The organism is Mesorhizobium sp. Ca11 (assembly GCF_020165275.1).
Taxonomy (GTDB): domain Bacteria; phylum Pseudomonadota; class Alphaproteobacteria; order Rhizobiales; family Rhizobiaceae; genus Mesorhizobium.
The window spans coordinates 488,863-502,718 of record NZ_JAIUHU010000001.1 but is presented as its reverse complement, the minus strand read 5'-3'; the positions used below and the strand labels follow the sequence as shown (position 1 = coordinate 502,718).

At 63.0% G+C, this 13,856-nt stretch carries 12 protein-coding genes; all 12 read left to right on the top strand.

Annotated elements, in window-relative coordinates:
* The first annotated feature begins 52 nt into the window (after positions 1–52).
* The 12 genes from LB538_RS02435 (at position 53) to LB538_RS02380 (ending at position 13,210) form a co-directional block, all read left to right on the top strand.
* Positions 53–673, top strand: coding sequence for an NADH-quinone oxidoreductase subunit J (locus tag LB538_RS02435; RefSeq protein WP_224522761.1), 621 nt, complete (start codon positions 53–55; stop codon positions 671–673).
* A 1-nt stretch (position 674) separates the two neighbouring features.
* Positions 675–983: an NADH-quinone oxidoreductase subunit NuoK gene (gene nuoK, locus LB538_RS02430; RefSeq protein ID WP_027168992.1), complete on the top strand. Its 309-nt coding sequence runs from the start codon at positions 675–677 to the stop codon at positions 981–983.
* An 11-nt stretch (positions 984–994) separates the two neighbouring features.
* Positions 995–2,968, top strand: coding sequence for an NADH-quinone oxidoreductase subunit L (nuoL, locus tag LB538_RS02425; protein ID WP_140839938.1), 1,974 nt, complete (start codon positions 995–997; stop codon positions 2,966–2,968).
* Positions 2,968–4,473, top strand: coding sequence for an NADH-quinone oxidoreductase subunit M (locus LB538_RS02420; RefSeq protein ID WP_224522760.1), 1,506 nt, complete (start codon positions 2,968–2,970; stop codon positions 4,471–4,473). Before nuoL ends, LB538_RS02420 begins: the two co-directional genes overlap by 1 nt.
* A gap of 14 nt (positions 4,474–4,487) precedes the next feature.
* On the top strand, positions 4,488–5,924 hold the full coding sequence (gene nuoN, locus LB538_RS02415) for an NADH-quinone oxidoreductase subunit NuoN (protein ID WP_224522759.1): 1,437 nt from the start codon (positions 4,488–4,490) through the stop codon (positions 5,922–5,924).
* Positions 5,925–5,928: 4 nt separating this feature from the next.
* Positions 5,929–6,750 (top strand): biotin--[acetyl-CoA-carboxylase] ligase, encoded by an 822-nt coding sequence (locus tag LB538_RS02410; RefSeq protein WP_224522758.1) that lies wholly within the window; start codon positions 5,929–5,931, stop codon positions 6,748–6,750.
* A 96-nt stretch (positions 6,751–6,846) separates the two neighbouring features.
* Positions 6,847–8,517 carry a ribonuclease J gene (locus LB538_RS02405; protein WP_224522757.1) on the top strand — a complete coding sequence of 557 codons (1,671 nt, stop codon included), beginning with the start codon at positions 6,847–6,849 and terminating at the stop codon, positions 8,515–8,517.
* Positions 8,518–8,658: 141 nt separating this feature from the next.
* On the top strand, positions 8,659–9,063 hold the full coding sequence (mce, locus tag LB538_RS02400) for a methylmalonyl-CoA epimerase (protein WP_140542006.1): 405 nt from the start codon (positions 8,659–8,661) through the stop codon (positions 9,061–9,063).
* A complete protein-coding gene (locus LB538_RS02395; protein WP_095764873.1) occupies positions 9,060–9,344 on the top strand; it encodes a DUF1467 family protein in 285 nt (94 codons plus the stop codon). Before mce ends, LB538_RS02395 begins: the two co-directional genes overlap by 4 nt.
* Before the next feature lie 574 nt (positions 9,345–9,918).
* Positions 9,919–11,247, top strand: a complete 1,329-nt coding sequence (gene proS, locus LB538_RS02390; RefSeq protein WP_224522756.1) for a proline--tRNA ligase — start codon at positions 9,919–9,921, stop codon at positions 11,245–11,247.
* Complete coding sequence (locus LB538_RS02385; RefSeq protein WP_224522755.1) at positions 11,244–12,530, top strand: lipoprotein-releasing ABC transporter permease subunit; 1,287 nt, start codon at positions 11,244–11,246, stop codon at positions 12,528–12,530. Before proS ends, LB538_RS02385 begins: the two co-directional genes overlap by 4 nt.
* Positions 12,527–13,210: an ABC transporter ATP-binding protein gene (locus LB538_RS02380; protein ID WP_176476897.1), complete on the top strand. Its 684-nt coding sequence runs from the start codon at positions 12,527–12,529 to the stop codon at positions 13,208–13,210. Before LB538_RS02385 ends, LB538_RS02380 begins: the two co-directional genes overlap by 4 nt.
* Positions 13,211–13,856 lie beyond the last annotated feature (646 nt).

The window sequence follows — 13,856 nt, the reverse complement described above, 5'->3', positions numbered from 1 at the left end:
TATCGGACAAGGGGCTCAGGCCTAATGTCCGGACAGGAACCCGGGGGAACCCATGCTGAGTGGACTAGAGGCGGCCTTTTTCTACCTCTTCGCCTTTATCGCCGTGGCGTCGGCCTTCATGGTCATTTCGTCGCGCAACCCCGTGCATTCCGTGCTGTTCCTGATCCTCACCTTCTTCAACGCCGCGGGGCTGTTCATGCTGACCGGCGCCGAGTTCCTGGCGATGATCCTGCTGGTCGTCTATGTCGGCGCGGTTATGGTGCTGTTCCTGTTCGTCGTCATGATGCTCGACGTCGACTTCGCCGAGATGAAAGAGGGCGCGCTGCAATACGCGCCGATCGGCGCGCTGGTCGGGCTGATCCTGGCGGCGGAGCTGATCGTCGTGCTCGGCGGCTACACATTTGCGCCGCAGCTCGCCTCGACGGTCGCCAAGGAGACGCCGGATCTCGCCACGCGCTCCAATACGGCGGCGCTCGGCGACATCCTCTATACGGACTACCTCTATTATTTCCAGATTTCCGGCCTTGTGCTGCTGGTCGCCATGATCGGCGCCATTGTCTTGACGCTGCGCCACAAGGAAGGCGTCAAGCGGCAGTCGATCGCCGCGCAGGTCGCCCGCACGCCGGCGACGGGCATGGAAATCCGCAAGGTCAAATCGGGCGAGGGTATCTGAGATGGTCGTCGGCATTGCACATTATCTGACCGTATCGGCGATCCTGTTCACGCTCGGCGTGTTCGGCATCTTCCTGAACCGCCGCAACATCATCGTCATCCTGATGTCGATCGAGCTCATCCTGCTTGCGGTCAATATCAACTTCGTCGCTTTCTCGGCGGCGCTGCATGACCTTGTCGGACAGGTCTTTGCCCTGTTCGTGCTGACGGTCGCAGCCGCTGAAGCCGCGATCGGACTTGCCATTCTTGTCGTCTTCTTCCGCAACCGCGGCTCGATCGCGGTCGAAGACGTGAGCGCGATGAAGGGTTGACGGGAACCATCATGTATCAGGCTATCGTCTTCCTTCCGCTGCTAGGCTTCCTGATTGTCGGCCTGTTCGGCAATTCGCTCGGCGCCAAGGCTTCCGAATACATCACCTCCGGCTTCCTGGTGATCGCGGCGGTGCTGTCGTGGGTTGCCTTCTTCACCGTCGGCTTCGGCCATGGCGAGGTGTTCACCGTGCCGGTGCTGCGCTGGATCCAGTCGGGCGGCATCGATGCCTCCTGGGCACTCAGGATCGATACGCTGACGGTGGTTATGCTGGTCGTCGTCAACACCGTGTCGGCGCTGGTCCATATCTACTCGATCGGCTACATGCACTACGATCCGAACCGGCCGCGTTTCTTCGCCTATCTGTCGCTGTTCACCTTCGCGATGCTGATGCTGGTGACGGCCGACAACCTCATCCAGATGTTCTTCGGCTGGGAGGGCGTCGGTCTCGCCTCGTATCTGCTGATCGGCTTCTGGTACAAGAAGCCGTCGGCCAATGCCGCCGCCATCAAGGCTTTTGTCGTCAACCGCGTCGGCGACTTCGGCTTCGCGCTCGGCATCTTCGGCGTGTTCGTGCTGTTCGGCTCGGTCAATCTGAGCACCGTGTTCGCCAATGCCGCATCCTTCCTGCCGGCCGAAGGCGCGCCAGCGGGTGCTGCCGTGCTCACTTTCCTCGGCCAAGCGCTCGACAAACAGACGGCGCTGACGGTGGTCTGCCTGCTGCTCTTCATGGGAGCCATGGGCAAGTCGGCGCAGGTGCCGCTGCACACTTGGCTGCCGGACGCGATGGAAGGCCCGACGCCGGTCTCCGCGCTCATCCACGCGGCGACAATGGTGACCGCCGGCGTGTTCATGCTGGCGAGGCTTTCGCCGCTGTTCGAACTGTCGCATTCGGCGCTGACCGTCGTCACTTTCATCGGCGCATTCACCGCCTTCTTCGCGGCGACCGTCGGCCTCGTCCAGAACGACATCAAGCGCGTCATCGCCTATTCGACCTGCTCGCAGCTCGGCTACATGTTCGTGGCGCTAGGCGTCGGCGCTTATGGCGCGGCGATCTTCCACCTTTTCACGCACGCCTTCTTCAAGGCGCTGCTGTTCCTCGGCTCCGGCTCGGTCATCCATGCCGTGTCCGACGAGCAGGACATGCGCAAGATGGGCGGCCTGCGCAGGCTCATCCCGGCGACCTACTGGATGATGATCGTCGGCACGCTGGCGCTGACCGGCGTCGGCATTCCGGCAACGGTGATCGGCACCGCCGGCTTCTTCTCCAAGGACGCCATCATCGCGACCTCGTTCGCCAGCCACAACGCGGTCGCCGGCTTCGCCTTTATCCTGCTGGTGGTCGCCGCCTGCTTCACCAGCTTCTATTCCTGGCGGCTGATCTTCATGACCTTCCACGGCGAGCCGCGCGCCAGCCACGAGGTCATGCACCATGTCCACGAATCGCCGCCGGTGATGCTGGTGCCGCTCTATGTGCTGGCCGCCGGCGCGCTGTTTGCCGGTATCATCTTCCACGGCGCCTTCATCGGCGAGGGTTACGCCGAATTCTGGAAGGCTTCGCTGTTCACGCTGCCGGAAAACCACATCCTGCATGAGATCCACGAATTGCCGCTCTGGGTCGAGCTCGCCCCGTTCGTCGCCATGCTGATCGGCCTCGCGGTGGCCTGGAAATTCTATATTCGCTCGCCGGAACTTCCCAGAAGCGTCGCCGCCAATCATCGCCTGCTTTATGCCTTCCTGCTCAACAAATGGTATTTCGACGAGCTCTACGACTTCCTGTTCGTGCGGCCGGCGAAGCGCCTCGGCAGGTTCCTGTGGAAGACCGGAGACGGCGCCGTCATCGACGGCCTCGGCCCCGACGGCATCTCGGCGCGCGTCGTCGACGTCACCAACAGGGTCGTCAAGCTGCAGACCGGCTATCTCTACCACTATGCCTTCGCCATGCTGATCGGCGTGGCCGCTCTCGTCACCTGGATGATGCTCTGATGACCGACTGGCCAATCCTCTCGCTGGTCACCTTCCTGCCGCTGGTTGGTGTTCTGCTCATCCTGTTCATCAGCGACGACAGCGAAAACGCGCGCCGCAACATCCGCGCGATCGCCTTCATCACGACGGCGTTCACCTTCGTCATCTCGCTGTTCATCTGGACGGGCTTCGACAATTCGCAGGCCGGCTTCCAGTTCGTCGAGAAGCGCGCCTGGCTGGATTCGGGCATTTCCTACCACATGGGCGTCGACGGCATCTCGATGCTGTTCGTCATCCTGACCACCTTCCTGATGCCGCTTTGCATACTGGCCTCCTGGGATGCGATCGAAAAGCGGGTCAAGGCCTATATGATCGCCTTCCTGATCCTCGAGACGCTGATGATCGGCGTGTTCTGCGCGCTCGACATCGTGCTGTTCTACGTCTTCTTCGAGGCTGGCCTGATTCCGATGTTCATCATCATCGGCGTCTGGGGCGGCAAGCGGCGCGTCTATGCCTCGTTCAAGTTCTTCCTCTACACGCTCGCCGGCTCGGTACTGATGCTGCTCGCCATCATGGCGATGTTCTTCCAGTCGGGCACGACCGACATCCCGACGCTTCTGACGCATAATTTCCCGGCCAACATGCAGACCTGGCTGTGGCTTGCCTTCTTCGCCTCCTTCGCGGTGAAGATGCCGATGTGGCCGGTACATACCTGGCTGCCCGACGCCCACGTCGAGGCGCCGACCGCGGGCTCCGTCATCCTGGCCGGCATCCTGCTGAAGATGGGCGGGTACGGCTTCCTGCGCTTCTCGCTGCCGATGTTCCCGGAGGCGTCGGCGATGTTCGCGCCGCTGGTGTTCACGCTCTCGGTCGTCGCCATCATCTATACCTCGCTGGTGGCGCTGATGCAGGAGGACATGAAGAAGCTGATCGCCTATTCGTCGGTCGCCCATATGGGATTCGTCACCATGGGCATCTTCGCTATGAACCAGGAAGGCGTGCAGGGCGCGATCTTCCAGATGCTCAGCCACGGCCTCGTCTCGGGCGCGCTGTTCCTGTGCGTCGGCGTCATCTACGACCGCATGCACACGCGCGAGATCGATGCCTATGGCGGCCTGGTCAACAACATGCCGAAATACGCCACCGTGTTCATGATCTTCACCATGGCCAATGTCGGCCTTCCCGGCACCAGCGGCTTCATCGGCGAGTTCCTGACCATGCTCGGCGTGTTCAAGGTCAACACCTGGGTGGCGTTCTTCGCCGCCACCGGCGTCATCCTGTCGGCGGCCTACGCACTGTGGCTCTATCGCCGGGTGATCTTCGGCGCGCTGAGCAAGGACAGCCTGAAAAACCTGCTCGACCTTTCGCCGCGTGAGAAGGCGATCGTCTACCCGCTGGTGGTGCTGGTCATCTTCTTCGGCGTCTACCCGGCGCCGGTGTTCGACGCGACGGCCCAGTCGGTCAAGACGCTCGTCACCAACGTCACCGCATCCATCAATTCCGCGCAGACCGCGGCGGCGAACTGACTGGGGAATAGACCATGACGCCGGACCTTCTCTCCAGCCTTTCGCTCTCGACGCCGGAACTGATCCTCGCCGTGGGCGCGCTGGCGCTCCTGATGATCGGGGCCTATTCGCGCTCCAACAACACCATGACCGTGACCGGCCTGGCCGTCCTCGTGCTGGTGGTGGCCGGACTGTGGCTTGGCTTCTCCGGCACGCAAGGCGCAGCTTATGGCGGCGCCTTCGTGCAGGATTCCTTCAGCGCCTTCATGAAGATGCTGGCGCTGATCGGATCGGCGGTGACGCTGGTCATGTCGATGCGCTTCGCGCGCCAGGAGCATTTCGACAAGTTCGAATTCCCGGTTCTGGTGTTGCTCTGCACGCTCGGCATGATGTTGATGATTTCGGCCAACGGCATGATCGGGCTTTATCTCGGGCTCGAGCTGCAGTCGCTGGCGATCTATGTGCTGGCGGCGATCAACCGCGACAATCTGCGCTCGACCGAAGCCGGCCTGAAATACTTCGTCCTCGGCGCGCTGTCGTCGGGCATGCTGCTCTACGGCATCAGCCTCGTTTACGGCTACACCGGCAATACCGGCTTCCAGGAAATCGCGACGGCTCTTGGCAGCGGCGACCGCCAGCTCGGCCTCGTCTTCGGCCTGGTGTTCGTGTTGGCAGGCCTCGCCTTCAAGATCTCGGCCGTGCCGTTCCATATGTGGACGCCGGATGTCTATGAGGGGGCGCCGACGCCGATCACCGCCTTCCTGGCAGCCGCCCCGAAGATGGCGGCGATGGCGCTGATCGTGCGCGTCACCATGGGCGCCTTCAAGCCGATCGCCTCGGACTGGCAGCAGATCGTCGTCTTCATCTCGATCGCTTCGATGGCGCTTGGCGCCTTCGCGGCCATCGGCCAGACCAACATCAAGCGCCTGATGGCCTATTCCTCGATCGGCCATATGGGCTATGCGCTGGTCGGCCTTGCCGCCAACAGCCAGGCCGGCGTGCGCGGCGTCGCCATCTACATGCTGATCTATCTGGTGATGACGCTGGGCACCTTTGCCTTCATCCTCGCCATGCGGCGCAAGGAAGGCAATGTCGAGCAGATCAGCGATCTTTCCGGTCTCGCCTCGACCAATCCGATCATGGCCACCATCCTCACCGTCCTGATGTTCTCGCTGGCCGGCATTCCGCCGCTCGCCGGCTTCTGGGGGAAGTGGTACGTGTTCCTCGCCGCCATCAACGCGCATCTCTACGCGCTGGCGATTATCGGCGTGCTGGCCTCGGTGGTGGGCGCCTACTATTATCTGCGCATCATCAAGATCATGTGGTTCGACGAGCCGGTCGGCGGCTTCGTGCCGATGGCCAGTGAGCTGCGCCTCGTGCTCGGCGTCAGCGGCGCCTTCGTGCTGTTCTATGTGCTGATCGGCGGGCCGATCGGCAGCTATGCCGAAGCCGCCGCCAAGACCTTCTTCTGACGGGATGGCATTTCGGCTGGCTCCAACCGCGGCGTCGGAGGGGTTCCGGCTCGAGGCGCATGACAGCGTCGGCTCCACCAATGCGCTGGCGCTGGAACACGCGCGCGCTGGCGATCCCGGCAAGCTCTGGGTCGTTTCGAAGAAGCAGGAAAGCGGCCGCGGCCGCCGCGGCCGTGTCTGGGCAACGCCAGAAGGCAATCTCGCGGCGACGCTGCTTCTGGTTCCGGGCGGCGAGCTCCGGCTTACCGCGACGCTCGGCTTTGTCGCCGGGCTTGCGCTGGCCGACGCGCTCGACGCCGTCGTGCCGAAGGGCCGGATCGCCGTCGCCGTCGACGGCGCGAGCCAGGGCCGCAACCGCTTCGAATTGAAATGGCCGAACGACGTGCTGGCGTCGGGCGCCAAGCTTGCTGGCATCCTGTTGGAATCGGCGATGCTCGATGGCGGCCGCTTTGCCGTCGCCATCGGTATCGGCGTCAATGTCGTGGCTTACCCTGAGGATTTGCCTTATCCGGCGACGTCGCTGCGGGCGCTGGGCGCGACTTGCGATGCCGAAACGCTGTTCCTGGCGCTTTCGGATGCCTGGAGCGAGAATGCCCGGCTATGGGATGACGGGCGCGGGCTCGATGCTATCAGAAAGCGCTGGCTTGCCCGCGCGGCAGGGCTCGGCGGCGAGGTTGCTGTCAGAATTGACGGCAATGTGGTGCGCGGCGTCTTCGAAACCATTGACGAGGACTGCCGTTTTGTGATCCGCGACGATGAGGGATCGGTTTTGACGATCGCGGCCGGCGACGTGCATTTCGGCGCGGTCGCCTCGGCCCGGGTATAATTTTGTTTTTGTGCAATTCCGTACCGAAAGCCGTGACACGCTTTTCCCGGGTTTGCGCCAACGGCTTGGCCAAAGCGGCCAGGAAGGAAAGAATTGATGGCGAATAAGGAAAACGCCGAGCTCGTCTTCGCGCCGCTGGGCGGCGTCGGCGAGATCGGCATGAACTTCGCCCTTTACGGCTATGGGCCCGCCGATGCGCGCGAATGGATCATCGTCGATGTCGGCGTCACCTTTCCGGACTCGGCACATCCCGGCGTTGATCTCATCCTGCCCGATACGCGCTTCATCGAGGAGAATATCGACGGCCTGCGCGGCATCGTCATCACTCACGCGCATGAGGATCATTACGGGGCGCTGCTCGATATTTGGCCGAAGCTTAAAGTCCCGGTCTGGATGACGCCGTTCACCGCCGGCCTGCTCGAGGCCAAGCGGCAGGGCGAGCAGGGCGCGCCGAAGATCCCGGCGTCGATCTACCGGGCCGGCGAGAAATTCACCATCGGACCTTTCGAGATCGAGGCCATTCCAGTGGCGCATTCGATTCCCGAGCCGATGTCGCTGGCGATCACCACGCCCGCCGGCACCGTCATCCATACCGGCGACTGGAAGATAGACCCGGCGCCGACGATCGGCCCGAAGACCGACGAGGCGCGTTTCCGCGCCTATGGCGACAAGGGCGTGCTGGCGCTGATCTGCGATTCCACCAACGCGCTGAGGGAAGGGGAGTCGCCGTCGGAAGTCGCTGTCGGGGAAGGCCTCAAGGGCGTCATTGAGAGCGCGAAGGGGCGCGTCGCGGTCACGACCTTCTCCTCCAATGTCGGGCGCATCGTCTCGATCGCCAAGGCGGCGCGCGATGCCGGCCGGCAATGCCTCGTGCTCGGCCGATCGCTGAAGCGCGTTATCGATGTGGCGGGCGAGCTCGGCTACATGGACGGGCTGCCGGAGTTCATCGCCGAGGAGGACTATGGCTATATCCCGCGCGAGAACCTGGTGATCATCTGCACCGGCAGCCAGGGCGAGCCGCTGGCTGCGCTTGCCAAGCTTTCGCGCGACGAGATGAAGTCGGTGGCGCTGACGGCCGGCGACACGGTGGTGTTTTCCTCGCGCACCATTCCCGGCAACGAGAAGGGAATTCTCGAGATCAAGAACCGGCTGATCGATCTCGGCATGAAGATCATCGAGGACGGCGACGCGCTGGTGCATGTCTCCGGTCACCCGCGCCGCAGCGAATTGCGCAAGATGTATGAATGGGTGCGGCCGCAGATCGGCGTTCCCGTGCATGGCGAGGCGGCGCATCTGGTGGCGCAGGGCTCGCTGATGTCGATGTCGGGCATCGGCCAGGTGGCGCAGGTGCGCGACGGCGACATGCTGAGGCTCTGGCCAGGGCCGGCGACGATCATCGACCAGGTTCCGTTCGGCCGGCTCTACAAGGATGGCTCGCTGATCGGCACCGACCAGGCGATGGGTATACGCGACCGCCGCAAGCTTTCCTTCGCCGGGCATGTCGCGGTCAATGTCGTGCTCGACGACAAATATGAGCTTGCCGGCGACCCCGACCTGGTGGCGATCGGCGTCGCCGAAGCGGACGCCCGCGGCGAGACGCTGGAGGACCTGATGCTCGATGCGGCAATCGGCGCGGTGGACTCCATTCCGCGTCAGCGCCGAAAAGACCTCGACCTGGTCCAGGAGGCGGTGCGCCGCGCAGTGCGCGGCGCCGCCAACGAAGCCTGGGGCAAGAAGCCGCTGGTGACGGTGTTTGTTACGAGATGAGGGAGTAGGCAGTAGGGACTAGGCAGTAGGCAATAGGAAAGGCGATTGCTTTTTAGCTCGCCAAATTTGCTTCTTCTCTACTGCCTACTGCCTACTGCCTACTGCCTACTGCCTACTGCCTACTGCCTGAGGAAACCGCCGATGCTTGGACGCCTGAACCATGTCGCGCTTGCCGTGCCGGATCTGGCCGCGGCAATGGCAGCCTATCGGGATACGCTGGGCGCGCGGCTGAGCGAGCCGCAGGCGCTGCCGGAGCATGGTGTGAGCGTGGCGTTCGTCGATGTCGGCAACACCAAGATCGAGTTGCTGGAACCGCTGGGCGAGGCATCGCCCATCGCCGCGTTCCTCGAGAAGAACCCTTCGGGCGGCATGCATCACGTCTGCTATGAGGTCGACGATATCCTAGCCGCCCGCGATCATTTGAAGCAAAGCGGCGCGCGTGTGCTTGGCGACGGCAATCCGAAGATCGGCGCGCATGGCAAGCCGGTGCTGTTCCTGCATCCCAAGGATTTCTTCGGCACGCTGGTCGAACTGGAGCAGGCATGAACTGGATCCTGTTCGCCGCGCTGTTCTTCGTCACCTGGTGGCTGGTGCTGTTCGTCGTTCTGCCGTTCAGCCTGCGCACCCAGGACGACGACCAGGATGTCACGCTTGGCACCGTTTCCAGCGCACCGCGCGGCCCGCACATGCTGCGCGCCTTCGCCCGCGCGACGATCGTGACGGTGGTCGTGATGGGCATTCTCTACGGCCTGACGATGGGCCTGGGATTCAGCTTCGACGATATCATGCGGATCATGCCGGACTTTAGTCCGAATGCCCATCACTGACGCTGAAGATACAGTCTCCGCAAGTATTAAGCAGCATACGCGCGCCAAGGTTGAATTCGGAAGCCGGCTTCCGAATTCGACGGCTAACCATGGCTGACGCTGTTTGGCAGATGATCGCGCTAAGCAGATGATTGCACAAAAAAAATGCAAGGCACAAGGCCTTGCAATTTAAACGCGTCCGATCCGTTTCCGGTGTCCGGCGGCAGCGAGTTACCGCGCCTAGATCGCATCCTCCCAAGACTTTGACCGCGTAGGAGAGCAGATTTTTCTCCACCCTCTCGGTTATCGGCGCACACTAGACCAAGGCAGGTGAAAATGTCACGAAGAATTTTGCCTCGAAACAGGCAATATCGTGCTGCACTGCACAATAGTGCGGCAGGGCTTGCTTGTGAATCGATCAAATCGCCATTTGCGGCACTTTGCAGCCAAAATCGCCTTTTTGGTAAGGTGCAGAAGGCTCGATACTTTGGGGCACTCGGGTTTCCATTCGGCCATGAAATGGCTATGAAGCCCGGGCAAGCAGCCTCGGTTGCGCCGATTCCCCGCGCCGCCATTTTCACTCACGGACCAGTCCATGCGTTTGTCGCGCTATTTCCTGCCCATTCTCAAAGAAAATCCCCGCGAGGCCGAGATCGTCTCGCACCGGCTGATGCTGCGCGCCGGCATGATCCGCCAGCAGGGGCAGGGCAGCTTTTCGTGGCTGCCATTGGGCAAGCGCGTGCTGGACAAGGTCTGCCAGATCATCCGCGAGGAACAGAACCGCGCCGGCGCGCTGGAAATCCTGATGCCGACCATCCAGTCGGCGGATCTGTGGCGCGAAAGCGGCCGTTACAACGACTACGGCAAGGAGATGCTGCGCATCAAGGACCGCCAGGACCGCGACATGCTCTACGGGCCGACCAACGAAGAGATGGTCACCGAGATTTTTCGCGCCTATGTGAAGTCCTACAAGGACCTGCCGCTCAACCTCTACCATATCCAGTGGAAGTTCCGCGACGAGGTGCGTCCGCGCTTCGGCGTCATGCGCAGCAGAGAATTCCTGATGAAGGACGCATATTCCTTCGACCTCGATTTCGAGGGCGCCAAGGCCGCCTACAACCGCATGTTCGTCTCTTACCTCAGGACGTTCACGCGCATGGGCCTGCAGGCCATTCCAATGCGCGCCGACACCGGTCCGATCGGCGGCGACCTCAGCCATGAGTTCATCATCCTGGCCGAGACCGGTGAGAGCCAGGTGTTCTGCGACCGCGCTTATCTGACGCTCGACGTGCCGGGCGCCGGCACGAACTTCTCCAACGATGCCGAGGTCGGCGATATCGTGAAGAGGTGGACGACGCCTTATGCCGCCACCGACGAGATGCATGACGAGGCGGCCTGGGCGAACGTTCCGCCAAGCGAGCAGGTCTCGGCGCGCGGCATCGAGGTCGGCCACATCTTCCACTTCGGCGAGAAATACTCAAAGCCGATGAACGCCAAGGTGACCGGCCCCGACGGCAAGGATCACTTCGCCTCGGGCGGCTCCTACGGCATCGGTCCGTCGCGCCTGGTCGCGGCGATCATCGAGGCCAGCCATGACGAGAACGGCATCATCTGGCCGGAAGCGGTGGCGCCCTTCGACATCGGCCTGATCAACATGAAGGTCGGCGACGGCGAATGCGACCGCGTCTGCGACGAGCTCTATACGGCTCTGACTTCGGCGGGCAAGGACGTGCTTTATGACGACACCGACCAGCGTCCCGGCGGCAAATTCGCCACCGCCGACCTGATCGGCCTGCCGTGGCAGGTGATCGTCGGCCCGCGCGGCGTGGCCGCCGGCGAGGTCGAGATCAAGAACCGCAGGTCGGGCGAGCGCGAGACGCTGCCGGTCGGGGAAGCCAAGAAGCGCCTGGGTATCGCCGCATGAACGAGGCGGCGGCAGCGGCCAGGTCAGCGGCGGGCGCTTTCTCCGGCTTCGAGCGCATGGTGGCGTGGCGCTATCTGCGATCGCGCCGCAAGGAGACGGTGATCTCGGTCATCGCCTCGATCTCCTTTCTCGGCATCATGCTCGGCGTCGCGACGTTGATCGTCGTCATGGCCGTGATGAACGGTTTCCGCGCCGAATTGCTGACCCGCATTCTCGGCGTCAACGGCCATCTCATCGTGCAGCCGCTCGATTCGCCGCTGGAGGACTACGCCCAGGTGGCGAGCCGCATCAACGGTGTTTCGGGCGTCAAATACGCCATCCCGCTGATCGACGGCCAGGTCCTGGCGCAAGGCAATGTCGGCGGCGGCACGGGCGCGCTGGTGCGCGGCATCCGCGGCGAGGACCTCGGCAAGATTTCGATCGTCGCCAGCAACATCAAGCAGGGCACGCTCGACGGTTTCGACACCGGCGACGGCGTGGCGATCGGCAAGCGCATGGCCGAAAGCCTCGGGCTTGTGCTCGGCGACACCATCACGCTGATCTCGCCGGACGGCGATGTGACGCCGCTCGGCACCACGCCGCGCATGAAGGGCTACAAGGTGGCGGCAATCTTCGAGGTCGGCATGTCGGAATATGACAGCTCGATCGTCTACATGCCGTTCTCGGAAGCGCAGCTCTATTTCAACATGGACGGGCGAGCCCAGACCATCGAGATCTATGTCGACAATCCCGACAATGTCGACGTGCTGAAGCCGCTGGTCGAGCAGGCGGCGCAGCGGCCGGTCGACCTCGTCGACTGGCGCCAGCGCAACGAGACCTTCTTCTCGGCGCTGCAGGTCGAGCGCAACGTCATGTTCATGATTCTCACGCTGATCGTGCTGGTGGCGGCGCTCAACATCATTTCCGGCCTCATCATGCTGGTGAAGGACAAGGGCCACGACATCGCCATCCTGCGCACGATGGGCGCCTCGCGCGGCGCTATTCTGCGCATCTTCCTGATGACTGGCGCGGCGATCGGCGTCACCGGGACGATCGCCGGCGTGCTGCTTGGCGTCGTCATCTGCCTCAACATCGAATCGATCCGCCAGTTCTTCTCCTGGATGACCGGCAGGATCCTGTTCAATCCCGAGCTCTATTTCCTCAGCCAGCTGCCGGCGAAGATGGATCCGCGCGAGACGACCTATGTCGTCATCATGGCGCTTGGCCTGTCGTTCCTCGCGACGGTGTTCCCGGCCTGGCGGGCCGCCCGGCTCGATCCCGTCGAAGCCTTGAGGTACGAATGATGGCCGAGGCCATTATCGAGTTGAAGGGCGTCGAGCGGCACTACGTCCAGGGGCCGCGCAAGCTCACCATTTTGAACGGCGCCGACTTTTCGCTCAGGCGCGGCGAGATGGTGGCGCTGGTGGCGCCGTCGGGCACCGGCAAGTCGACGCTTTTGCACACGGCCGGCCTGCTGGAGCGGCCCGACGCCGGCGACGTGATCCTCGCCGGCCGGGCCTGCGGCCGGCTGTCGGACGAGGAGCGCACTGCGATCCGCCGCAACGATGTCGGGTTCGTCTATCAGTTCCATCATTTGCTGCCGGAGTTCTCCGCGCTCGAGAACATCATGATGCCGCAACTGATCAAGGGGCTCGGCCGCAAGGAAGCATCCGAGCGCGCGGCGCAGCTCCTCGACTACATGCAGATCGGCAAGCGCGCGCAGCACCGGCCGGCCGAGCTTTCCGGCGGCGAGCAGCAGCGCGTCGCCATTGCCCGCGCGGTCGCCAACGCGCCGCTGGTGCTGCTGGCCGACGAGCCGACCGGCAATCTCGATCCGGTCACCGCCTCCTATGTGTTCGATGCGCTGGAGGCGCTGGTCAGGCAATCGGGCCTCGCGGCGCTGATCGCCACCCACAACCACGAGCTGGCCTCGCGCATGGACCGGCGCGTGACGTTGGCCGAGGGTAAGGTCGTGCCGCTATAGGCCAATGTCGTCATCCTAGGGCGAAGCTCCGCGAAGCGGAGCGAAGACCCTAGGATCCATTCCGTTACCTCTGCCGAAGAATGCGACGCCGCAGAGGGGGCAGAGGGGCTTTTAGAAGCCTTGTTCCGCACCGTAGCGAAGCATCAATCTCACGGAATGGATTCTAGGGTCTGCGCGCGTCGCTTCGCTCCTTGCTCCGCCCTAGAATGACGAAGCCATCGGCGTGTTGGCTAATCGCAAACGGCTGCGGTGTGCCCGCGGAGCAAGGCCCTCAACCTTTCCTTAACCCTGCCCAAACGGATCGCCCGAAATCAATCTGGCACGCCTCCGACGGTCGTTGACATTCGAACAAAATTGGAACAAATTACGAACATAGCAACAACAGGAGAGAGTTATGAGCGATCTTGTTCAGGACGTCGTTTCACTGGTTTGCATGAGCACCTTTCTCGTTTCCATGGCGATCTGGATCGGCGCCATGTGATCAGGCGGTTTCGCCGCCGTACGGGACGGGCAGATGCCCGCCCGTCGTTGGGGCGGGCAGGAGTCCGCCCATGTCGGGATGGGGGAGACCACCTGGAACGGGCAAGAGCCCACCCGCGGGACGGGCAAGAGCCCGCCCGCTGTTAAGCCTTTCTTGGCCGCGTCG

Bases quoted from the DNA above. Each gene is read 5' to 3' on its own strand.
- LB538_RS02380 (WP_176476897.1), top strand. From the start codon at position 12,527: ATGATGGCCGAGGCCATTATCGAGTTGAAGGGCGTCGAGCGGCACTAC.
- LB538_RS02435 (WP_224522761.1), top strand. From the start codon at position 53: ATGCTGAGTGGACTAGAGGCGGCCTTTTTCTACCTCTTCGCCTTTATC.
- nuoK (WP_027168992.1), top strand. From the start codon at position 675: ATGGTCGTCGGCATTGCACATTATCTGACCGTATCGGCGATCCTGTTC.
- mce (WP_140542006.1), top strand. From the start codon at position 8,659: ATGCTTGGACGCCTGAACCATGTCGCGCTTGCCGTGCCGGATCTGGCC.
- proS (WP_224522756.1), top strand. From the start codon at position 9,919: ATGCGTTTGTCGCGCTATTTCCTGCCCATTCTCAAAGAAAATCCCCGC.
- LB538_RS02420 (WP_224522760.1), top strand. From the start codon at position 2,968: ATGACCGACTGGCCAATCCTCTCGCTGGTCACCTTCCTGCCGCTGGTT.
- nuoL (WP_140839938.1), top strand. From the start codon at position 995: ATGTATCAGGCTATCGTCTTCCTTCCGCTGCTAGGCTTCCTGATTGTC.
- LB538_RS02385 (WP_224522755.1), top strand. From the start codon at position 11,244: ATGAACGAGGCGGCGGCAGCGGCCAGGTCAGCGGCGGGCGCTTTCTCC.
- LB538_RS02410 (WP_224522758.1), top strand. From the start codon at position 5,929: ATGGCATTTCGGCTGGCTCCAACCGCGGCGTCGGAGGGGTTCCGGCTC.
- nuoN (WP_224522759.1), top strand. From the start codon at position 4,488: ATGACGCCGGACCTTCTCTCCAGCCTTTCGCTCTCGACGCCGGAACTG.
- LB538_RS02405 (WP_224522757.1), top strand. From the start codon at position 6,847: ATGGCGAATAAGGAAAACGCCGAGCTCGTCTTCGCGCCGCTGGGCGGC.
- LB538_RS02395 (WP_095764873.1), top strand. From the start codon at position 9,060: ATGAACTGGATCCTGTTCGCCGCGCTGTTCTTCGTCACCTGGTGGCTG.